Consider the following 20,344-nt stretch of genomic DNA (forward strand, 5'->3'; position numbering starts at 1 on the left):
GCGGCCGGCGGGCACAATCCCTATCTGATCGCTTTCGTGGTCTCGATTGCGACCTTCATGGAAGTGCTCGATACCACCATCGCCAACGTCGCGCTGCGTCACATCGCGGGCGGGCTGGCGGTCGGCATCGACGAGAGCACCTACGTCATCACCAGCTACCTCGTCGCCAATGCGATCGTGCTGTCGATCTCCGGATGGCTCTCGACCGTGATAGGGCGTAAGCGCTTCTACATGATCTGCGTCGGGATCTTCACGATCTCGTCGCTGTTGTGCGGTTTCGCCTGGAATCTGCAGTCGCTGGTACTGTTTCGCATTCTGCAAGGCCTCGGTGGCGGCGGCATGGCGACCAGCGAGCAGGCGATCCTCGCCGATTCCTTCCCGCCGGAGAAGCGCGGACAGGCCTTTGCGATCTACGGCGTCGCCGTCGTCGTCGCGCCGGTGATCGGCCCCACGCTCGGCGGCTGGATCACCGACACCTATACGTGGCACTGGGTGTTCCTGATCAACGTTCCCATGGGACTGCTGTCGCTGTTTCTGGTCGGTACGCTGGTCAAGGAGCCGTCGGGAGCGGAGGAGGAGAGGGCGAGGCTGCTGAGCAAGGGCCTGCGCGTCGACTACATCGGCTTCCTTCTCGTCGCGATCGGACTCGGCTCTCTGGAGTATGTGCTCGACGAAGGCCAGCGCAACGACTGGTTCGGCTCGAACATGATCGTCTTCTTCGCGGTGCTCGCGGCCGCTTCCCTGCTCGCGCTGATTCCGTGGGAGCTGACGCGGGAAGACCCGATCGTCGACCTGCGCCTGCTCGGCCGCAGGCAATTCGCCGCCTGCTTCCTGGTCATGCTCGGCACGGGCGCGGTGCTGATCTCGACGACACAGCTCCTGCCGCAACTGCTCCAGACCGAATTGAACTACACGGCACTGCTGGCGGGACTTGCATTGTCCCCGGGGGCATCGCGACGCTGATCCTGATGCCGGTGGTCGGAAAGCTCGTCAGCACGGTGCAGCCGAAATACCTCATCATGTTCGGCGCTGCCATCGTCGCTTTCTCGATGTGGCATCTGACAGGGATCAACGCTGACATCACCTATGGCTATGCGGCGCTGTCGCGCATCTTCCTCGCGCTCGGCCTGCCATTCCTGTTCCTGCCGGTGACGACCGCGTCCTATGACGGCGTGCCGCCGGACAAGACCAACCAAGCGTCCGCGCTGATCAACGTTGCGCGCAACATCGGGGGATCCATGGGCGTCGCGCTCGCGCAGACGGTTCTGGCGCAGCGGCAGCAATTCCACCAGAGCCGCCTGATCGAGCATGCTGCGCCGTCCGATGTCGGCTATCGGCAGACCATCGATGCCCTGACGCGCTACTTTCAGGGCCAGGGCTCGAACGCAAGCGATGCGGCGTCACAAGCGGTTGCCTGGGTCGGCCGGACCTTGCAGCAGCAGATCGATTTCCTCGCCTATATCGATGTGTTCTGGACGCTCGCGATCGTCGCAATGCTGATGATCCCGACGGCCGCTGTGTTGCGTCCGATCAATCTCGGTGCGCCGGCGCGAGGGCATTAGGGCCCGGCGGCTTCTCTCCGCCCCGGCCCTGCATGCACATGCACCTGCTTGGCGTGCAGCGGCTCGCCGCATTCGGAGCACACCATCACGGGATCGAACAGCTTGCCGCAGCTCTTGTGCTCGTGCAGCAGCGGGCGGCCGCGCTCGTCGCCCATGTGGGCGTCGCCCCAATGCACCATCGCCATGATGATCGGGTAGAGGTCGAGCCCCTTCTGCGTCAGGATGTATTCGTAGCGCTTGGGCGCCTCGGAATAGGGCACGCGGCGCAGGATGCCGAAGCGGACCAGCTTCTTCAGCCGCTCCGAGAGCAGATGCCGGGTGATCTGGAGCGAGGACTGAAATTGTTCGAACCGGCGCACGCGCAAGAAGCATTCACGCAGGATCAGCAGCGTCCAGCGATCGCCGATCACAGCGACGGCGCGGGAAAGCGAGCAGGGTTCTTCGTCCAGTGTGTCCCACTTCATGGTCCAATCTCCGGCCTCGTAGTAAGTCAGAAAAAGGAACTGACTTGAACGGTCAGCGATATTCCAGCCGGAATTTAGCGGACGGCCTCCAGATTTGACAGTTCTAATTTAGAACTATAGCCTCTTTCTCAATCAATACTCTCTCCGGAGGAGGCGTCCTTGCCCAAACGAAACGCGACAGCCGCCGTGATCGGGGCCGGCGATTTCATCGGCTCCGAGATCGCCAGGAAATTCGCCGCCGAAGGTTTTTCGATCTTCGCCGGCCGCCGCAACGGCGACAAGCTGGCGCCGCTGGTGAAGGACATCGAGGCCGCCGGCGGCGAGATCCACGCCCGCTCGCTTGATGCGCGCAAGGAAGACGAGGTCATCTCCTTCCTGAACGACGCCGACGCGCATGCACCGCTGGAGGTCTGCATCTTCAACGTCGGTGCCAACGTCAATTTCCCGATCCTCGACACCACCGAGCGCGTCTTCCGCAAGGTGTGGGAGATGGCGTGCTATTCCGGCTTCCTGGCGGGACGTGAGGCTGCGCGGCTGATGCTGGCGCGCGGCGGCGGCAAGATCTTCTTCACCGGTGCGACCGCAAGTTTGCGCGGCGGCAGCGGGTTTGCCGCCTTTGCCAGTGCCAAGTTCGGGCTCCGCGCGGTGGCGCAGGCGATGGCGCGCGAACTCGGTCCGAAGAACATCCACGTCGCCCATCTCATCATCGATTCCGGCGTCGATACCGAATGGGTGCGGCAGCGCCGAGCTCGAGGCGCTCGGGCCGAATGCGCTCGACAACCCCGACCTGCTGATGCCGCCGTCGGCGGTGGCGGACTCCTATTGGCAGCTCTATCAGCAGCCGAAGAGCGCCTGGACTTTCGAGATGGAGATCCGCCCCTTCGGCGAGAAGTGGTGACCGCGGCACAAAAGTCCGGCTAGAGTGATCCCAACCTGAGCAAAATTCCGGGAGGTATTGAAGTGAAGACCGCGATCACCGAACTGTTCGGCATCGAGCATCCCATCATCCAGGGCGGCATGCATTTCGTCGGCTTTGCGGAGCTGGCCGCTGCCGTCTCCAATGCCGGAGGGCTCGGCATCATCACCGGCCTCACGCAGAAGACGCCGGAGCTGCTTGCCAAGGAAATCGCGCGCTGCCGCGACATGACCGACAAGCCTTTCGGCGTGAACCTCACGTTCCTGCCGACCTTCGCGGCGCCGCCCTATCCGGAATACATCGCGGCCATCGTCGAAGGTGGCGTCAAATCGGTGGAGACCGCCGGCCGCAGTCCGGAAGCTTACATGCCCGCGCTGAAGGCGGCCGGCATCAAGGTGATCCATAAGTGCACTTCGGTCCGGCATTCGCTGAAGGCCGAGCGGATCGGCTGTGACGCCGTCAGCGTCGATGGCTTTGAATGCGGCGGTCATCCGGGCGAAGACGATATTCCCAACATGATCCTGCTGCCGCGCGCGGCGGAGGAATTGAAGATCCCGTTCGTCGCCTCCGGCGGTATGGTCGACGGACGCAGCCTCGTCGCCGCGCTCTCGCTCGGTGCGGCCGGCATGAACATGGGCACGCGCTTCATCGCCACCAGGGAAGCGCCCGTGCATCAGAACGTGAAGAATGCGCTGGTCGCCGCGACCGAGCTCGACACCCGTCTGATCATGCGGAGCTTGCGCAACACCGAGCGCGTGCTGAAGAACGCCAATGTCGATCGCCTCATCGAGATCGAGCGCGAGAAGGGCGACAAGCTGAAGATCGACGACATTCACGACCAGGTCGCGGGCGTCTATCCAAAAATCATGCTGGACGGCCAGATGGACGCGGGCGCCTGGAGCTGCGGCATGGTCGCCGGCCTCATCCACGACATCCCCTCCTGCAAGGAACTCGTCGACCGCATCATGGCAGAGGCGGAACAGATCATCCGCAGCCGCCTGATGGGGTTCCTGGACGGGACAGGGGCCACGCGAAAGGTCGCCTGACACCGTCAAACTTCTTAACCACGGCGGCACTTGACCGCTGGAATTGCGCGCGACGCATCCTAAATAGGGGTAAATTGAGCCGTTCATAAATCAATTTCAGGAGGCGTCCGTGGTCCTGAAGAGCGTTTATCTTGCTGCTGCCGTTGCCCTCGTCCTCGCGGGCAGCGGCGTCGCGCGTGCAGACGACTACAAGCCCAATGAATATCTCGGCCTCGATCTCTCCAGGGCGGTGCTGTCGCCGAAGCGGCTCGGGCCCGAGACGCAATTCGCACCGGTCGCACTCGAGGCGCGCGGCGGCAACGACGCGCAAGCGCGCGCCGAGCCGGTCGACGTGCCGAAGAAGGTTGCCGCCGAGCGCGTGCGTGTGTCCCAGCCGAAGGTCGCGCATGCCAGAACCGCCCAGCCGCGCGGCGCAGCGCGCGCCAGGCTCGCGCGTCGCCATGGCAATCCGCTCGACGCGCAGGCGATGGACACCCGGATCCAGACCTGGCCGTGTCGTTCCGGCGGCATCTGCAGCTGGAAGCGCTAGTCGGGCCTGAGGCCGTCATCCCCGCGTCGCAAAACCGTAGGCCCGGGGTCAAAAAACCGTAAGCTGGGAGTCAAGGAGCGCAGGCACCTTCCGTCACGATCTCGACGAAGGTTCCCTGAATGGCAACGCTCCGCGCACCGCGCGCCTGGACCCGGCGGCAGTTCCTGGTCCGCTCCACCTCGAGCCTCGCCATCGCTGCGCTTGCGAAACCCTCGATCAGTCGAGCCGCCGACCGTCCGCAGATCGCCGGCGGCATCCAGTCCGGCGACGTTTCGAACGGCTCAGCGGTGATCTGGGCACGCGCCGATCGGCCGGCGCGCATGCAGGTGGAATGCTCGACCGTCGAGAGTTTCAGGACCATCATTGCCTCAGCGTCGCGCGATGCGTTGCCGGATGCTGATTTCACGTCAAAGCTGCTGCTGAGCGACCTGCCGCCCGGGCAGGACATCTTCTACCGCGTGCGCTTCGACGACATCGCCACCGGCATCACCGGCGAAAGCCGCGTCGGCCATTTCCGGACTGCACCGGCCGCGGGGCAATCGATTTCTTTCGTTTGGTCCGGTGATGTCGCAGGGCAGGGCTGGGGCATCGATATCGCGCGTGGCGGCTATCGCAGCTATCGCACCATGCTCGACAACCGCCCGGATTTCTTCATTCACTCCGGCGATCACATCTACGCCGACTGCACGATTCCTTCCGAGCAGAAACTGCCGAACGGCGAGGTTTGGCGCAACATCGTCACCGAGGAAAAGGCGGAGGTCGCGCATACGCTGGCGCAGTTCCGCGGCAACTACAAATACAACCATCTCGACGAGCATTTTCGCGCCTTCCACGCGGAAGTCCCGATGTTCGCGCAATGGGACGACCACGAGGTCACCAACGACTGGTCGCCGACGGCCAGTTATGACGCCGCCGGTTATGAGGACGACGGCACGCCCCGTCTGGTCGCGCGCGCCCGCCGGGCATTCTTCGACTTCATGCCGATCCGCGACATCGGCCCGCAACAGGGCCGGGTCTATCGCAAGATCGCTTACGGTCCGCTGCTCGACGTCTTCCTGATCGACATGCGCAGCTATCGCGATGACCGCTGGAACAAGGGAGATGACCATCGCGGCTGGATCCTGGGCGATGCGCAGCTTGCCTGGCTGAAGCGGGAGCTTGCCGCCTCGCGCGCGACCTGGAAGGTGATCGCGGCCGATCTGCCGATCGGCCTCGTCAGCATGGATGCGGTGGCGCTCGGCGATGGGCCGCCCGACCGGCGCGAGCATGAGATCGCCGATCTGCTCAGCTCCATCAAGCGAGCCGGCATCCGCAACATCGTCTGGCTCACCGCTGACATGCATTACACCGCGGCGCATTACTACGATCCGAACAAGGCGCAATTCCAGGATTTCGAACCGTTCTGGGAGTTCGTCTCCGGGCCCCTGCATGCCGGCACCTGGGGACCGGGCGAGCTCGACGATACCTTCGGCCCGGTCGCGATGTACCAGAATGGATGCAGCCGAGCGCAGGGCGAGAACCTCGCACCCTGCTTCGGCCTGCAGTTCTTCGGCCGCGTCGATATCGACGGCACCAGCGGCGTCATGACCGTCACCTTGAAGGACGTCGACAATCGCGACCTCTGGTCGGTCGATATCGAGCCGCAACAGCAGCCGCGCCCGGCGGTCGTGGCGCAGCATTCTTGATGGCCGATGGTCCTTACAACAATCGTCATGGCCGGGCTTGTCCGGGGACGGCCGGGACAAGCCCGGCCATGACGTCGGTAGCCATCGTCGTGGCATGAATCTAACCCGATCTTGATTGGCCTCCGCGCGCCCGGCGCGATATGTTTTCCTCCCGCCACGTTATTTCCATCACCGAAGCGTTCCCGCGCCACCGCGCATCCAGGGACTGAAATACGTCAGGAGCTCCTCATGGACGATCTGAAGACACAGGGCATCAGCATGCCCAGGCTCGGCCTCGGCACCTTCCGCATGCAAGGCGATGCCTGCCGCGCCGCCGTCGAGAGCGCGCTGTCGATCGGCTATCGCCACATCGACACGGCCGAGATGTATGCCAATGAAGAATCGATCGGCGCAGCGCTGGCAGCGGCGCGGCTGCCGCGCGGCGAACTGCACGTCACGACCAAGGTCTGGCACGAGAACCTGGCGCCCGAGGCGATCCGCCGCGCTTTCGATGCCAGTCTGCAGAAGCTGCGGCTCGACCATGTCGATCTCTATCTCGTGCATTGGCCCTCGAAGTCCGCGAACTGGGGCGCTGTCTTCGAGACTCTGATGAAGCTGAAAGAGGAGGGGCGCACGCGGGCGATTGGCGTTGCCAATTTCACCACCGAGCTGCTGAGGATCGCGGTCGAGGAGATCCAGGCGCCGATCGCCTGCAACCAGATCGAATATCACGCCATGCTCGATCAGTCGAAGGTGCTGGCCTATCTCAATGCGAAGTCGATTCCACTGGTTGCCTATTGTCCGCTCGCGCAGGGGCGAGTTGCCTCGGATCCGGTGCTGGCCGAGATCGGCGCCAGGCACAACGCGACTGCTGCCCAGGTTGCGCTGAAATGGCTGCTTGACCAGGACGGAGTGGCTGCGATCCCCAAAGCCTCGCGCCGCGAGAGCCAGCAGGCCAATCTCGATGCACTGAAGATCACGCTCGACGACGCCGATCGCCGCAAGATCGCAGCGCTGCCCAAGGATATGCGCTGCGTCAATCCGGCTTTGCGCCGGCGTGGGATTAGGGCGTAAACTCATCAAATTGGGGGATCATCCATTCGTGCGAGCCGCGCCGTCAGCTTTGCCCCCGCAAGCTGACGTTCCTCGGGGCCGTCGGCAGGTCAGCTAAGGGCCAGATGCGGAAGTGATGTTCTTAGATTGGATAGCGCCATTTCAACGCGCGCCGTACAAACAGGAGCGCCACGAGCACGATGACCAAGACGACGAGATAAACGGCAGCCGCCCACTGCTCGTGCGGCAGGTAACCCGGCGCTAACATGAGCAGCAAGAGCACGCAGAGAAGAACCCCTTGCGCGTAGAATAGCGGCGACCGAAGCATTCCCGTTGGCTTCAGTTCCGCGAGCCGGTCGCCAGCGCGCGTCGTGCGACGGTATAGAAAAGCTAGAGCTGCGAAGGCGAAAAACCATGCCATGCGATTGAGCTACCATTACAGGATTTAGGATTTCTCAACGCGCGATGGAAAATGCATCGCAGTTCTCCCGATGTCGCCTATGGGCCAACAACAGACCTGCCTCTCGACGGGTTTGGGATTATTCGAGGCGGGTGGTTTTGTGGAGCGTTCAAGCGCTGCTTACCGCTCAATCGCCATCCAGCGTCCGAGACTTTTCATTTCAAGCGGCACCCAGCGCGACTTCGTCTCACTGGCGCGAGCGATTTCGAACCAGATGCGCGGCGTCTTCCTGGCGATAGAGATCGCGTTGGGAAGCTTCTGATGTGGCCTGACGGGCCGCGGACGCGGAATGGCTACGTCGCCGGCCATGAAACCGCATGCCAAGAGCACGCGATCCGCTTCGGGTTTGTCGATTACAGCCGCTTGCAACTGTTCCCTAAGATGATCGAATGTGATTGCGGTGAGGCGGATATCGGCGAAGACGGGGGTATGGCTCGAATAATGCTGCATTCCAAGCTCTCGGGCCTCGTTGAGCTCGCAGAGATCGAAGGCGCTGCCTTCCAACTCGGCATTTCCCCCACGTCGCTGGATTACGATGTTGTCCAGGTCCCTCAATCTATACTCGTCTTCATTGGCACAGAAATCAGCGGCCTGCGTGACGAAATCGAGCCGATTCTGCCAATGGGGCATCCAGAACTCTTCGACGAGCGGTCCACACCAGGCATCCTCCTTGATCGACGGTTCAAACAGCAGCGTCAACCGGCGTTCCTGCCGCCAATCAGCGTGCCAATGGTCTTCCGAAACGATTTCCACGTCTTTCATGCGGCGACGATCCCAGAGTTCTGTTTATCGCATCCACACAGCCGGTCAGGCAACTCTCTACCTACGAAGAGCTTGCAACAAGTCGGCCCGTCGATTTGCCGGTACAAAACGAGGCGAGTCCGCTCCGGTCAAAAGCTGAAATACTCGCTATGAGCCCATCTGGTCCGCGTTGCCCCGGAAAGCGGACCTCCAATCCAGCCTTTTATGAGTACACGCCCTGGTTTCCCCGGCTGCTGTTCCGCGCAAAGAAATGGCCCCGCGAGGGGCCATTTCCACGATGCGTTGTGTATTCATCACCAGTGGTGACGGTGACCGCGCTTGACCACCACGACCCGGTCGCGATGGTGCCAGCCGCGATGCCAGCCGTGATCGCGATGCTCGCGCATTTCTGCGCGGGCACCGTAGCCGTGATGACCGCGCTTGATGACGATCGTCTCGGCACTCGCCATCGTCGGCGCAACGATCGCGAGCGCGCCGAGAGCCGCAACCACATAAGCAAGCTTCTTCATGATGTCCTCCTCCAATTCAATGCCAATGAGAACCGCGCATCGGCGGGAACGTTCCGGAGGAATGGAAAGAGAATTCTGAACGCTTGTTCAGGGTGGTTAATCGCAACGTTGCTGCGCCGGCGTCGGCGCGCCGGTGGCGACGTATTTGCCGTCCTTGATCGTGTACTCGCCGCGCTCGCTGCGATTGTAGATCGCGCGCAGGCTACCTTGCTTCGAGAGCAGCAGGCCGAACTCACGCGTCTGCTTCAGCGAGGGGAAGTACACCATCACATTGAGCACGCCTTCGGCATTGACCGTGGCGGACACCACTTCGCTCTCGTCCCTGGCGTCGCCGAAATTGCGCCGGTACATCACCCTGCCGTCCTTCCGGATTTCGTAAGTCAGGAGAGCGCCCTTGTCGCGGTCGGGCCTGACGGCACAATCGACCGCCCATGAGCCGAGCAGACCCCATTGCTCGACCGTCGCGACAAGCGTCTCGGCGCCGGCCGCAGGCGTGAACGCGACCCACAGCAGCGCCGCTGTCGTGCAGCGGCTCAAACAACGTGTCATGGCTTGCAAAACCCCGCCTCGAACCATTTCAAACTGTAGCATTCCGCACGCCGCCGTCCACGCCAGGTGCCAATCGCGCGCGAATTTGATCCGCGTCAATGAGGCCGGTCGTAGCAAGGGTAGGATGGCGCTCCCGAAGGCTATGCGTGGATGGACCGATGCTGAATCAAGTCATGGATTTTGCGGGTGAAGTGCTGCCGGGGAGCCGTGCCCTGCCGCCTCATTCCGAGACCGCGTTTCTGGCCGAGCTGGGCGAGCGCTTGAAATCGTCGCGCGCCCGCTGCGAGCTGTCGCGCCGGGAACTGGCCCGCCGCTCCGGGATTTCCGAGCGCTACATCGCGCAGATCGAGGCCGGCAAGGGCAACGTCTCGATCGTGCTGTTGCTGCGGCTGGCGTCCGCCATTCACGGCAGCCAGCCCCGGGCGGCGTGATAACCGCTAGACCTGCTTCTCGACATTGGCGCTGCGGGCCGGCACGCCGAACTCCTTTCGGCACACCTCGGCCAGCACGGCGACACCCTCGCGGATTTGCTGATGCGACGGGCTCGCGAAGCAGAGCCTGAGGCGCGAGCGGGAATGGCTCTTGTCGGTGGACCATTCCGGCCCCGGATTGATCGAGACGCCGGCGGCGAGCGCATTCTGATACAGCTTGAGCGTATCGACCTGGTCGGGCAGCTTGACCCAGAGGAAGATGCCGCCCTTGGGTTCCTCGAATTCCGCCGCGGTGCCAAACTGCTCGTTGAGAGCCTCCATCAGCGTATCGAGCTTGGTGCGTAGCGCCTTGGTCAGCGCTGGCACATGGCTTGCGAAATGCGGCTTGCAATAGGCGGCAAGCACCATCTGCTCCAGCGCGCCGGAGCCGGCATCCGTCTTCAGCGCCAGCATCCGCGACATCACATCCCAGGGCGCGACGATGAAGCCGACGCGCAGCGCCGGCGCGATCGACTTCGAGAACGAGCCGATATGGATCACGCCGCCGCTCGGGCTCATCGCGTAAATCGCGGGCGGCCGGTGACCGGACCAGACCAGGTCGGCATAGCAATCGTCCTCGAAGATGGGCACGCCGTATTCGGACGCGAGCCGCACCAGCTCAGTGCGGCGGCTCTCCGGCATGATGCTGCCGGTCGGGTTCTGCACGGTCGGGATGGTGTAGATGTATTTCGGCCGGATGCCGCGGCCTTTCAGGTCGGCCAGCGTCGAGGCAAGCACGTCCATGCGCATGCCGTCCTCGTCGAGGGGGATACCGACGACGTTGACGCCCAGCCGCGCCAGGCGGGTCAGGGAGCCCTGATAGCTGTCCTGCTCGAAGATCACGGTATCGCCGCGCGTCAGCAGCGTCGCGTTGACGAGGTCGAGCGCCTGCAGTGATCCCGAGACGATCATGAGATCGTCGACCGTGCAATTGATGCCGGCATCGCGCTTCAATTTTGTCACCAGGAATTCGCGCAGTGGCAGATAGCCCTGCGGACCATGCGCCAGCCCGTAAGTGGCGAGCGATCGACCTTCCTTTTGCAGGGCGGAGTTGGTCGCCTCGATCAGGCCTTCGAGCGGCAATTGCTCGGAATCGTTATTGCCGCCCACGAAGCTGTATTTGGCGAGGCCCGTCCAGCGTGCGGAGGGGCCGGCAGCCCTGCGGGAAACAGGGGCCCGAAATCGAAGCTGGACGTCATGGGAGCGTTCCTCGTTTTTTATTCAGCGGCCGGCTTGCTGCCGACCGGGTTACCGCAATGTCGATGATGTCATCATGCCAGTGTTTTGCCCGACGGGTCAAACGAAATTCGTAAAATCAGCATTTTCATGATGCGCGCTGGCAAGGCCTTGATTTCGCTGGGGCCCGCTACTGTGCATGGGGTTGTTTTCATGATTTCGATCTGCGGTCGCAGCAGCCCTCGCGCCAAGCAGCTTCCGATCGCCGTCCTTGATCCGGACCGCTTGAACCGGCCTTACTTCTTGCCGGCCGTCCGGGTCGGGCGGCCCTGGCTGATGAAAGCGTAATGCGCATTGGCGACGCCGCCAACCATCAAGGCTTCCACCACCGGCTCGGCGATCTCGCCGGTTGAGGCCCAGTCGACGAGGAAATTGGCTCCGGTCCCGCCGCGCACGTCGTCGGTCGGAACGAAGATCGAGACGGTGGCCAGCGGCTTCAAGGCGACCGGCGCCTTCAGATAGGTCTCGACCTGCTTGCCTGCGGTGTCGAAATAGGCGATGCGTTTGACCACCAGCGGCAGGGTCTCGGAGGCGTTGTGCACGCTCAAGGTCACCGAGAAGTCGACGCGCAACTTGCCCTGGCTCATCGCAACACTGGAATAGGCGGGCACGTAGAACCCCCGGAGACGGCGAGTTCCTCCTTCGGCAGAGCGGCGAGCGAATCGGCAAAGTTCTGTTCGATATTGACCTTGGATTGCGCGACTGCGGGCACGGCAGAGGCGATGGGGCATAGCAGCATTGCTGCGAAAAGCGCCGTTCGCATGTGACGAATTGCTCGCTTGCCGCGCCGCAACCTGTCTCTAGGGTGCGGCAAAACGGACCAATTTGGTATGCACGAGCTCATTCGCGACATCACTCTCTGTATTCTGTTTGCCTGGATGCTGGGCCTGCTCGCCCATTTCTCCCGGCAACCGCTGATCCTGGCCTATCTTATCGCCGGCTTCTGCATAGGTCCATTCGGCGCCGGCTGGGTCCATTCGCAGGAATCGATCAGCGTCATCTCCGAGCTCGGGCTGATCTTCATGCTGTTCATGATCGGGCTCGAGATCGACCTGAAGAAAATCGTGCGGGCGGGAAAGGTGATCCTGTTCGCCGCCGGCGCCCAGCTGATCGGGGGCTGCCTGCTCGGGGTGCTGTTCTTCATCGGAATCGGCCTGTCGCTCGGCGGCGGGCACTTCGATGCGGTCTATCTCTGCGTCGCCTGCGCGTTGTCGAGCACGGTCATCATCGTCAAGGTGCTCTACGAGAAGCGCGAGCTCGACACGCTGCCTGGCCGCGTCACCCTCGGCGTGCTGGTGCTCCAGGACATCTTCGCCATCCTGTTCCTGGCGGTGCAGCCCAGCCTCGCCAATCTGGAAGTCAGCGTCATCCTGCTCTCGATCGGCCGCGTCGCGGTGCTGGTCGCCGCGGCGCTGCTGGTCAGCCGCTACGTGCTGCCGCGCGTGTTTCACCAGATCGCCCGCCGCCCCGAGCTGATCCTGCTCGGCGCGCTCGCCTGGTGCTTCCTCGTCGCCGAGACCGCCGAGCGACTGTCGCTGTCGCGCGAGATGGGCGCGCTGATTGCCGGCGTCTCGCTCTCGACCTTTCCTTACGCGCTCGACGTCACCGCCAAGGTCACCACGCTCCGCGACTTCTTCATCACGCTGTTCTTCGTCGCGCTCGGCATGACCATTCCCGTGCCAGGCCTGTCCGTGATCGGGCTGGCGCTGATGATCGCGGCCTTCACGGTGGTGAGCCGTCTCGTCACGACCTTCACCCCGCTCTATCTGATGAAGCAGGGCCTGCGCGCCAGCCTGTTGCCGGCCCTCAACCTCGCGCAGATCTCCGAGTTCTCGCTGGTGGTGATCCAGACCGGAGTCTCCGACCACCACATCGCGGCCGAGACGGCCAATGCGGCCTCCTTTGCCTTCGTGGTGCTCGCCGTGCTCTCGACCTTCGCGATGAGCCGCAGCGACGAGATCACCCGCTGGGCGATCGGCCCGCTGAAGCGGATCGGCCTGCGCGATCTCGACCATGGCAACGGCCACGGCGAGGAAAGGCACGGAGGCGACCATGGCGAGGCCCGCCGCATCGTCATTCTCGGCTTTTTCCGCGCGGCGAGCGCACTGCTCGCGGAGATCGAGCGGCAAGCCCCGGTACTGCTCGAGCAGATCACCGTGATCGACTTCAATCCCCATGTGTACCAGACGTTGCTGTCGCGCGGCTTGCACGTCATCTATGGCGACATCAGCAGCGCCGATACGCTGCTCCATGCCGGTGTCGGCAAGTCCGAGATGATCATCCTCAGCGTGCCCGACGCGCTGCTGAAGGGTGCCAGCAACGAGAAGCTGGTCCGCCACGTCCGCACCCTCAACCCGACCGCCATGATCGTTGCCACGGCCGATCTTTTGTCGGATGTGAGCGAGCTCTATGCGGCCGGCGCCAGCTACGTCACGGTGACCCGGCTCAGCGACGCTCATGAGCTGTTTACCGTGATCGAGGCCGCCCAGGCCGGTCTGCTGCCCGACAAGCGCGCTGAACTCGATCGGCGGCTTGGCGAGCGGCGCGAAGTGCTGCCCTGACGGCACCCGGTGGCCTTCTTCCAGAACCCATCCGCGCCTATATCCCTGGTATGCCCGGTGCAAGCCTGATCCCCACGGGCAGGCCGGCGGTCCGGCATATGTGGTTGCGCCGGGGAGACTAGCGCTTGGCCCCAAGTCCGGCTAAGCCTCCCGCTCATAACCGATAGAGATTGGGAAATGCCCGATAGCGTTCAGGAAGTCTTGCAGGCCTTTGCCCGGGGTGAGCTCGTCGTCGTCACCGACGACGACGATCGCGAGGGCGAGGGCGATCTGATCGTCGCCGCCTCGCTCTGCACCGCGGAGAAGATGGCGTTCATCATCCGCCATACCTCCGGAATCGTCTGTGCCCCGATCACGACTGAGGATGCGCGCCGGCTGCGGCTCGACCCGATGGTCGCCCACAATGATTCCGCGCACACCACCGCGTTCACGGTCTCGATCGACTACAAGCCCGATGGCGGCACCGGCATCTCGGCCGAGGAACGCGCCTCGTGCTGCCGCGCGCTGTCCAATCCCAATGCCGGCGCCAACGACTTCGCCCGTCCGGGCCACATCTTCCCGCTGATCGCCAAGGACGGCGGCGTGCTGCTGCGCTCCGGCCACACGGAAGCCGCGGTCGACCTCTGCAAGCTCTCCGGCCTGCCGCCGGTCGGCGTCATCAGCGAGTTGATGAACGACGATGGCAGCGTGATGAAGGGCGAGCAGGTCGCCCGCTTCGCGGCCCAGCACAAGCTGAAGCATGTCACGATTGCAGACATGATCGCCTATCGCCAGGCGCGGGAAAAGCTGATCGAGCGTGTTTCGACCTTCGTCACCGAGAGCCCGATCGGCCCCTTGCAGGGCTATGCGTATCGCTCGCCGTTCGATTCCATCGCCCACGTCGCCTTCGTCTACAATGGGGTCGGCGACGGCAAGAACGTGTTGACGCGCTTTCACAAGCCGAACATCGTCAAGGACATCTTCACCGGCCACAAGCGGATGGCGGCCGTGCTCGAACATTTCAAGAAATCCGGCCGCGGCGTTCTGGTTTACCTGCGCGACGGCGCGGCTGGTGTGCCTGTTGCGGCACTGCCTGATGAGAGCGCGACGGAGGCTGACCGCAACCGCCAGTGGCGCGAGGTCGGTGTCGGGGCGCAGATCCTGCGCGATCTCGGCGTGACCTCGATCCGCCATCTCACCTCGTCGGTGCACGATTACAAGGGCCTGTCGGGCTTCGGCATCGAGATCGTCGCCAACGAGCAGCTTGAGAGCTAGCGCTGTCATTCGGGGTGCGCGAAGCGCATCCCCGGGATTCACGCAGACCCGTACATCTGCAACGCAATTGCACTTGTTGCCGCGGCGCTTTAGTTTGTCGGGCAATTCTTGACGGAACCAGATGCGAAAGGACGTTTCATGAGCGCGCGCCCCCAGGCCAAGGACAAGCCGGCTGCGGCTTCTTTCCAGTGGGACGATCCGTTCCTGCTCGACGAGCAACTCACCGAAGACGAGCGCATGGTGCGTGACACCGCCCGCGCCTACGCCCAGGACAAGCTGCTGCCGCGCGTCACCAAGGCCTATCTCGAAGAGAAGACCGACCGCGAGATATTCAACGAGATGGGCGAACTCGGCCTGATCGGCATCACGCTGCCGGAAGAATATGGCTGCGCCAATGCGAGCTACGTCGCCTATGGCCTCGTGGCGCGCGAGATCGAGCGGGTCGATTCCGGCTACCGCTCGATGAACTCGGTGCAGTCCTCGCTGGTGATGTACCCGATCTACGCCTATGGCGACGAGAACCAGCGCAAGAAGTACCTGCCCAAGCTCGCCAGCGGCGAGTGGGTCGGCTGTTTCGGCCTGACCGAGCCGGACGCCGGCTCCGATCCGGCCGGCATGAAGACCCGCGCCGAGAAGGTCTCGGACGGTTACCGCCTGACCGGCAGCAAGATGTGGATCTCGAATGCGCCGATCGCGGACGTGTTCGTGGTCTGGGCCAAGTCGGCCGAGCACGACAACCAGATCCGCGGCTTCGTGCTGGAGAAGGGCATGAAGGGCCTGTCCGCGCCGAAGATCGGCGGCAAGCTCTCGCTTCGTGCCTCCATCACCGGCGAAGTCGTGATGGACGGCGTTGTGGTTCCGGAAAGCGCGCTGCTGCCGAACGTCTCCGGCCTGAAGGGCCCGTTCGGCTGCCTCAACCGTGCGCGCTACGGCATCTCGTGGGGCGTGCTCGGCGCCGCCGAGGACTGCATGCACCGGGCCCGCCAGTACACGCTCGACCGCAAGCAGTTCGGCAGGCCGCTCGCCGCGACCCAGCTGGTACAGAAGAAGCTCGCCGACATGCAGACCGAGATCGCGCTCGGCCTTCAGGGCTCGCTTCGCGTCGGCCGATTGATGGACGAGGGCAAGTTCGCCCCCGAGATGATCTCGATCATGAAGCGCAACAATTGCGGCAAGGCCCTCGACATCGCCCGCGTCTCGCGCGACATGCATGGCGGCAACGGCATCTCGGCCGAGTACCACGTGATGCGCCACGTCCATAACCTCGAGACGGTCAACACCTACGAGGGCACCCACGACGTCCACGCCCTGATCCTCGGCCGCGCGATCACGGGCATTCAGGCGTTCTTCTGAGCGCGCACGGGTACGAGGCGACAGAACTCTCCAACTCCGTCATGGCCGGGCTCGTCCCGGCCATCCACGTTCTAGCTCCAGCGAAGAACGTGGATGCCCGGCACAAGGCCGGGCATGACGAAGTCAGCAAGGTATGAGCAAGCCATGTCCGACAACGACGACGTCCCGTTCAACCGCAATTTTCCGCTTCAGCCCGGCCTCGTCGAGGAAGTCCGCCCCGGCGTGCGGCGCGTGCTGTGTAACAATCCGAGCCCCTTCACCTTCACCGGCACCGTCAGCTACATCGTAGGCACCGGCAACGTCGCGATCATCGATCCCGGCCCGGACGATGCGGCGCATGCCGCTGCTCTGCTCGATGCCGTGCGCGGCGAGACGGTGAGCCATATCTTCGTCACCCACACCCACCGCGACCATTCGCCGAACACCGCGCGGATCAAGCAGGCGACCGGCGCGCCGGTGTATGCCGAGGGCCCGCACCGGGCCTCGCGACCGCGCTTCGAGAGCGAGAAGCACAATCCGGAATCCGGTTCTGACCGCGACTTCGTGCCCGATGTCAGAATCGCCCATGGCGATATCGTCGAGGGTGACGGCTGGCGTCTGGAGGCCGTGGCGACGCCCGGCCACACCGCCAATCATCTCGCGTTCGCCTGGCCCGAACGGAAGGTCAACTTCGTCGGTGATCACGTGATGGGCTGGTCGACCTCGATCGTGGCGCCGCCCGACGGCTCGATGATCGACTACATGGAGTCGCTCGATCGATTGGCGGGGCGCGAGGAGGATCTGTATTTCTCAGGCCACGGTCCCGAGATTCCGGACGGTCCGCGCTTCGTGCGCTTCCTGATCCGTCACCGCAAGGCGCGCGAGGCCTCGATCCTGCACCGTCTCGCCAAGGGCGAGACTGACATTCCGACCATGGTGCGCGCGATCTATATCGGCATCGATCCGAGGCTGGCGACGGCGGCGGGCTATTCCGTGCTGGCGCATCTGGAAGACCTTGTCGGGCGCGGCGTGGTGGCGACGGACGGCGATCCCGTGATCGGCGGGACGTACCGGATGGCGGGCTAACCTCTCGTCATTCCGGGGCGCGCGTAGCGCGAACCCGGAATCCATCGGGCGGCGGCGTTAATGGATCAATGGATTCCGGGCTCGCCCTGTGGGCGCCCCGGAATGACAGTCGGGCTACTTCTTCACCGTCTTCGCCGGGGCCTTCGGCGGCGTCACCGGAGTCTTCTTCACCGGCTTCAGCGCATCGGCGTCCGCGGCGGTGTTGAGATCGTCGATGAATTTGGTCACGCGCGCGGCGTTGCTGCCGAGGTCGCTGTCGAAATAGCGCGAGGCCGAGCGGATATCGACGCGGGAATCCTCGCCATCGGGTGCAATCCTGATGGAAACGTCTTCACGCAACCCCATGATCGGCGAGCGCGCCACCGCCTCGATGCGGCCGATGCGGCGCGGCGGCTGCGGCGCGCGCTCGTCGATGACGAGCCATTTGCGCTTGTTGACGAGCCGGAGCGCGATCGCATAGGCGCGGTCGACCGGAATCTCGAGCTCGATCGGCTCGATATCAGGATAGAACTGGCGCTGCTGTTCGGCCGAATAGAGGCCGGCATAGACCGCGCTGTTGGCGCCGTCGCCGGTGCGCAGACGCGCCAGCGCGTCGAAGCGGGGTGGGTCGATCGGGTCGGTGGTGATGTCGTGGATCGCCGGCAGCTTGCGATATTGCAGGCCGAGATAGGCGGGGTAGGCGAGGATCGTCCCGTCGATCAGGAAGGCGAGCAGGATGCGCGCCATGCCACGCGAGCCGTTCTGCCAGATCGCCGCAAAGCCAGCGAGCCCGAACAGGATCGAGAGTGCGGCGATTGCGAGACCCCCGAAGAAGGTGACGAGCGCCGGCTTCGGCTCCAGGAAGCCGAAGCGGACGATGAGGATCGACACCACCACCGCCACCACCGCGAACACGGCGAGGTTGCGTGCCCAGCTCGCGAGGCTGGACACGGGCTCCGTCTGATAGGGAGCGGAAAACCTGCGGGCCATCGGGTGGAGCTCTGGTTTTGAGACGGTGCCGCGCGAAACGGCGCGACGAAGGGCCGTTGAGACCACGGCCCGGAGGCAAATTCAAGAGTTCCGCAGTGCCCAGTTCGTCATGCCCGGGCTTGTCCCGGGCATCCACGTTCTCTGTGCCGCGGAGCAAGGCGTGGATGGCCGGGACAAGCCCGGCCATGACGGTGTGGAGGCTTCAGTGCATTCGACGCTCGCGGCCCCCTGGGGAGGCACGGAGCCCTACGCCGCCGCGTTCGGGAAGCGATAGTCCTTGAACTGGTCGCGGAGTGCCGTCTTCAGGATCTTGCCGGTCGCCGTGTGCGGGATGCCCTCGACGAAGGCGACGTCGTCGGGCATCCACCATTTGGCGATCTTGCCGTCCATGTATTTGAGGATGTCCTCGCGCGTGGTCTGCTGGCCCTGCTTGAGCTGCACGATCAGCAGCGGACGCTCGTCCCATTTGGGATGATAGACCCCGATCACGGCAGCCTCGGCCACCGCCGGATGGCCCACAGCGAGGTTTTCGAGGTCGATCGAGGAGATCCACTCGCCGCCGGACTTGATCACGTCCTTGGAGCGGTCGGTGATCCGCATGTAGCCGGCCTCGTCGATGGTCGCGACGTCGCCGGTGTCGAAGAAGCCGTCCTCGTCGAGGATGTTGCTGTCGACCCGGTAATAGGCCTTGGCGACTGCTGGGCCCGAGACCTTGAGGCGACCGAAGGTCTTGCCGTCCCAGGGCAGCTCCTTGCCGGCATCGTCGGTGATCTTCATCTCCACCGCGAAGGGCGCATAGCCCTGCATCTGCAGCACGTCGAGCCGCGCCTCGCCGGTCGCGTCGGTGAATGGCGGCTTCAACGCCGCGACGCTGCCGATCGGGCTCATCTCGGTCATGCCCCAGGCATGGCGCACGTTCGAGCCCATGTCGAGGAAGGCCTTGATCATCGAGCGCGGCATCGCAGAGCCGCCGCAGATCACCATCTTCAGGTCCGGCAGCTTCAGATTGTTGGCGGCCATGTGCTGCAGCAACATCAGCCACACCGTTGGCACGCCCGCGGTATGCGTCACCTTCTCGGTCGAGAGCAGTTCGTAGACCGAGGCGCCGTCAAGCTTGGCGCCGGGCATCACGAGCTTGGTACCCTGCGAGGGTGCGGAGAAGGCGATGCCCCAGCTATTGGCATGGAACAACGGAACCACCGGAAGCATTGTCTCGGAGGCGCTGGTGCCGAGCGCATCGACATTGTTGGCCATCAGCGCGTGCAGCACGTTGGAGCGATGCGAGTACAGCACACCCTTCGGATCGCCCGTGGTGCCGGACGTGTAGCACATCGCGGCTGCCGTGTTCTCGTCAAAGTCCTTCCATTTGAATTGGCCGTCGGCCTCCGCGATCCAGTCTTCGTAGGCGACGACGTTCTTGAGCGTGGTCTTGGGCATATGCGCCTTGTCGGTGAGCACGACGTAGCGCTCCACGCTCGGGAGCTTGTCGGCGATCTTCTCCAGGATCGGAACGAAGGTGATGTCGGTCATCACGATGCGGTCCTGAGCATGGTTGACGATCCAGGCGATCTGCTCGGGGAAAAGGCGGGGATTGACGGTATGGCAGATGGCGCCGATCCCCATGATGCCGTACCAGACTTCGAGATGGCGCCAGGTGTTCCAGGCGATCGTTGCGACGCGGTCGCCGAACTTGATGCCGTCGCGGTCCAGCATCTGCGAGACCTTGAGGGCACGCTGGTGGATTTCGCCATAGGTGGTGCGATGGATCGGTCCCTCGACCGATCGCGTGACGACCTCCTGCTTGCCATGAATTTTGGCTGCGTGCTCGATGATCCGGTGGCAGAGCAGGGGCCAATCTTGCATCAAACCAAGCATTCCGTCGTTCCTCCGAGATGGGCTGGACTTGTTATCGCTCTCAGCGC

The 20,344-nt window shown here is 63.7% G+C and carries 15 protein-coding genes and 5 pseudogenes; 11 read left to right on the forward strand and 9 right to left on the reverse strand.

What is annotated here, in order from left to right:
• Nucleotides 1–57 precede the first annotated feature (57 nt).
• A pseudogene (locus ACQ86E_RS22655) lies at nucleotides 58–1,562 on the forward strand (DHA2 family efflux MFS transporter permease subunit).
• On the opposite strand, the gene ACQ86E_RS22660 reads toward ACQ86E_RS22655, so the two are convergent.
• A complete protein-coding gene (locus ACQ86E_RS22660; protein ID WP_431201883.1) occupies nucleotides 1,559–2,026 on the reverse strand; it encodes a winged helix-turn-helix transcriptional regulator in 468 nt (155 codons plus the stop codon). The pseudogene ACQ86E_RS22655 and the gene ACQ86E_RS22660 overlap by 4 nt on opposite strands.
• 159 nt (nucleotides 2,027–2,185) lie before the next feature.
• Here ACQ86E_RS22660 and ACQ86E_RS22665 point away from each other — a divergent pair.
• From ACQ86E_RS22665 to ACQ86E_RS22685, 5 genes and pseudogenes are all read left to right on the forward strand, one after another.
• Nucleotides 2,186–2,924 (forward strand): annotated as a pseudogene (locus ACQ86E_RS22665) (SDR family oxidoreductase).
• 62 nt (nucleotides 2,925–2,986) lie between these two features.
• Nucleotides 2,987–3,988 carry an NAD(P)H-dependent flavin oxidoreductase gene (locus tag ACQ86E_RS22670; RefSeq protein ID WP_431201884.1) on the forward strand — a complete coding sequence of 334 codons (1,002 nt, stop codon included), beginning with the start codon at nucleotides 2,987–2,989 and terminating at the stop codon, nucleotides 3,986–3,988.
• A gap of 109 nt (nucleotides 3,989–4,097) precedes the next feature.
• The gene (locus ACQ86E_RS22675) at nucleotides 4,098–4,517 is read left to right on the forward strand and encodes a hypothetical protein (protein WP_431201885.1); all 420 of its coding nucleotides are present in this window, start codon (nucleotides 4,098–4,100) and stop codon (nucleotides 4,515–4,517) included.
• 119 nt (nucleotides 4,518–4,636) lie between these two features.
• On the forward strand, nucleotides 4,637–6,202 hold the full coding sequence (locus ACQ86E_RS22680; protein WP_431201886.1) for an alkaline phosphatase D family protein: 1,566 nt from the start codon (nucleotides 4,637–4,639) through the stop codon (nucleotides 6,200–6,202).
• Between the two features lie 228 nt (nucleotides 6,203–6,430).
• Nucleotides 6,431–7,248: pseudogene (locus ACQ86E_RS22685) on the forward strand (aldo/keto reductase).
• A 128-nt stretch (nucleotides 7,249–7,376) separates the two neighbouring features.
• Here the strand turns inward: ACQ86E_RS22685 and ACQ86E_RS22690 are convergent.
• From ACQ86E_RS22690 to ACQ86E_RS22705, 4 genes are all read right to left on the reverse strand, one after another.
• Complete coding sequence (locus ACQ86E_RS22690; protein ID WP_431201887.1) at nucleotides 7,377–7,655, reverse strand: hypothetical protein; 279 nt, start codon at nucleotides 7,653–7,655, stop codon at nucleotides 7,377–7,379.
• A gap of 159 nt (nucleotides 7,656–7,814) precedes the next feature.
• Nucleotides 7,815–8,456 carry a hypothetical protein gene (locus ACQ86E_RS22695; RefSeq protein WP_431201888.1) on the reverse strand — a complete coding sequence of 214 codons (642 nt, stop codon included), beginning with the start codon at nucleotides 8,454–8,456 and terminating at the stop codon, nucleotides 7,815–7,817.
• Nucleotides 8,457–8,749: 293 nt separating this feature from the next.
• Nucleotides 8,750–8,965 (reverse strand): hypothetical protein, encoded by a 216-nt coding sequence (locus tag ACQ86E_RS22700; protein ID WP_431201889.1) that lies wholly within the window; start codon nucleotides 8,963–8,965, stop codon nucleotides 8,750–8,752.
• Between the two features lie 96 nt (nucleotides 8,966–9,061).
• Entirely contained in the window at nucleotides 9,062–9,514 is a 453-nt protein-coding gene (locus ACQ86E_RS22705; protein ID WP_431201890.1) for a hypothetical protein, read from the reverse strand.
• Between the two features lie 158 nt (nucleotides 9,515–9,672).
• Here ACQ86E_RS22705 and ACQ86E_RS22710 point away from each other — a divergent pair, with 158 nt between their 5' ends.
• Nucleotides 9,673–9,945, forward strand: a complete 273-nt coding sequence (locus ACQ86E_RS22710; RefSeq protein ID WP_431201891.1) for a helix-turn-helix domain-containing protein — start codon at nucleotides 9,673–9,675, stop codon at nucleotides 9,943–9,945.
• 6 nt (nucleotides 9,946–9,951) lie between these two features.
• Here ACQ86E_RS22710 and ACQ86E_RS22715 read toward each other — a convergent pair.
• Nucleotides 9,952–11,183 (reverse strand): annotated as a pseudogene (locus ACQ86E_RS22715) (PLP-dependent aminotransferase family protein).
• 273 nt (nucleotides 11,184–11,456) lie between these two features.
• Nucleotides 11,457–11,983 (reverse strand): annotated as a pseudogene (locus tag ACQ86E_RS22720) (DUF3124 domain-containing protein).
• 67 nt (nucleotides 11,984–12,050) lie between these two features.
• Between ACQ86E_RS22720 and ACQ86E_RS22725 the strand changes: the two are divergent.
• The 4 genes from ACQ86E_RS22725 to ACQ86E_RS22740 all read left to right on the forward strand — a co-directional run bounded on the left by ACQ86E_RS22725 (nucleotide 12,051) and on the right by ACQ86E_RS22740 (nucleotide 17,453).
• Nucleotides 12,051–13,781, forward strand: a complete 1,731-nt coding sequence (locus ACQ86E_RS22725) for a cation:proton antiporter (protein ID WP_431201892.1) — start codon at nucleotides 12,051–12,053, stop codon at nucleotides 13,779–13,781.
• Nucleotides 13,782–13,958: 177 nt separating this feature from the next.
• Complete coding sequence (gene ribB, locus ACQ86E_RS22730; RefSeq protein ID WP_151643068.1) at nucleotides 13,959–15,035, forward strand: 3,4-dihydroxy-2-butanone-4-phosphate synthase; 1,077 nt, start codon at nucleotides 13,959–13,961, stop codon at nucleotides 15,033–15,035.
• Between the two features lie 138 nt (nucleotides 15,036–15,173).
• The gene (locus tag ACQ86E_RS22735; protein WP_431201893.1) at nucleotides 15,174–16,388 is read left to right on the forward strand and encodes an acyl-CoA dehydrogenase; all 1,215 of its coding nucleotides are present in this window, start codon (nucleotides 15,174–15,176) and stop codon (nucleotides 16,386–16,388) included.
• Nucleotides 16,389–16,532: 144 nt separating this feature from the next.
• Complete coding sequence (locus ACQ86E_RS22740) at nucleotides 16,533–17,453, forward strand: MBL fold metallo-hydrolase (RefSeq protein WP_431201894.1); 921 nt, start codon at nucleotides 16,533–16,535, stop codon at nucleotides 17,451–17,453.
• A 114-nt stretch (nucleotides 17,454–17,567) separates the two neighbouring features.
• On the opposite strand, the gene ACQ86E_RS22745 is transcribed toward ACQ86E_RS22740, so the two are convergent.
• Together ACQ86E_RS22745 and ACQ86E_RS22750 are read right to left on the reverse strand one after the other, a co-directional pair.
• Nucleotides 17,568–18,422, reverse strand: a complete 855-nt coding sequence (locus ACQ86E_RS22745) for a DUF1499 domain-containing protein (RefSeq protein WP_431201895.1) — start codon at nucleotides 18,420–18,422, stop codon at nucleotides 17,568–17,570.
• A gap of 246 nt (nucleotides 18,423–18,668) precedes the next feature.
• On the reverse strand, nucleotides 18,669–20,297 hold the full coding sequence (locus tag ACQ86E_RS22750) for a fatty-acid--CoA ligase (protein WP_431201896.1): 1,629 nt from the start codon (nucleotides 20,295–20,297) through the stop codon (nucleotides 18,669–18,671).
• Nucleotides 20,298–20,344 lie beyond the last annotated feature (47 nt).

The sequence above is a fragment of the Bradyrhizobium betae genome, from assembly GCF_050632175.1.
GTDB lineage: Bacteria > Pseudomonadota > Alphaproteobacteria > Rhizobiales > Xanthobacteraceae > Bradyrhizobium > Bradyrhizobium betae_B.

Excerpts from the sequence above, each read along its gene's own strand:
- ACQ86E_RS22660 (WP_431201883.1), bottom strand. The coding sequence starts at position 2,026 with ATGAAGTGGGACACACTGGACGAAGAACCCTGCTCGCTTTCCCGCGCC.
- ACQ86E_RS22680 (WP_431201886.1), top strand. The coding sequence starts at position 4,637 with ATGGCAACGCTCCGCGCACCGCGCGCCTGGACCCGGCGGCAGTTCCTG.
- ACQ86E_RS22690 (WP_431201887.1), bottom strand. The coding sequence starts at position 7,655 with ATGGCATGGTTTTTCGCCTTCGCAGCTCTAGCTTTTCTATACCGTCGC.
- ACQ86E_RS22695 (WP_431201888.1), bottom strand. The coding sequence starts at position 8,456 with ATGAAAGACGTGGAAATCGTTTCGGAAGACCATTGGCACGCTGATTGG.
- ACQ86E_RS22700 (WP_431201889.1), bottom strand. The coding sequence starts at position 8,965 with ATGAAGAAGCTTGCTTATGTGGTTGCGGCTCTCGGCGCGCTCGCGATC.
- ACQ86E_RS22705 (WP_431201890.1), bottom strand. The coding sequence starts at position 9,514 with ATGACACGTTGTTTGAGCCGCTGCACGACAGCGGCGCTGCTGTGGGTC.
- ACQ86E_RS22710 (WP_431201891.1), top strand. The coding sequence starts at position 9,673 with ATGCTGAATCAAGTCATGGATTTTGCGGGTGAAGTGCTGCCGGGGAGC.
- ACQ86E_RS22725 (WP_431201892.1), top strand. The coding sequence starts at position 12,051 with ATGCACGAGCTCATTCGCGACATCACTCTCTGTATTCTGTTTGCCTGG.
- ribB (WP_151643068.1), top strand. The coding sequence starts at position 13,959 with ATGCCCGATAGCGTTCAGGAAGTCTTGCAGGCCTTTGCCCGGGGTGAG.
- ACQ86E_RS22735 (WP_431201893.1), top strand. The coding sequence starts at position 15,174 with ATGAGCGCGCGCCCCCAGGCCAAGGACAAGCCGGCTGCGGCTTCTTTC.
- ACQ86E_RS22740 (WP_431201894.1), top strand. The coding sequence starts at position 16,533 with ATGTCCGACAACGACGACGTCCCGTTCAACCGCAATTTTCCGCTTCAG.
- ACQ86E_RS22745 (WP_431201895.1), bottom strand. The coding sequence starts at position 18,422 with ATGGCCCGCAGGTTTTCCGCTCCCTATCAGACGGAGCCCGTGTCCAGC.
- ACQ86E_RS22750 (WP_431201896.1), bottom strand. The coding sequence starts at position 20,297 with ATGCTTGGTTTGATGCAAGATTGGCCCCTGCTCTGCCACCGGATCATC.